1 protein-coding gene is annotated in these 256 nt (G+C 48.0%); it reads right to left on the reverse strand.

Translation table 11 applies throughout. The annotated features are described in order from the left end of the window. The coding region (locus MRS74_RS23640; RefSeq protein ID WP_306422032.1) for a sugar-binding domain-containing protein at positions 1-256 on the reverse strand (256 nt) is incomplete at both ends.

The following is a 256-nucleotide window of genomic DNA, read 5'->3' on the forward strand; positions in this document are numbered from 1 at the left end:
GTCCATTGTTTGCTGAACGGTTTCGTCTTCAAGCAAGGCTCTACGAAGATCGGGGTTGCGAACATAAGCAGGAGCGTACAAGGTTTCACTAACGCCACCAAAAGTTTTTGCAAAGCGCCGCGAGATATGGTCCGCATTGAGCATGCCACCACGGGGATGAATACCTCCAATACTAGAAACGAATGTACATTTTTTCGGATTAACGACGCCGATATGCTCAGATACAGACGAGACGTTACGTCCTTGACCGATTGAG

The organism is Marinobacterium sedimentorum, assembly GCF_024267675.1.
GTDB classification, from domain to species: Bacteria; Pseudomonadota; Gammaproteobacteria; order Pseudomonadales; family Balneatricaceae; genus Marinobacterium_A; species Marinobacterium_A sedimentorum.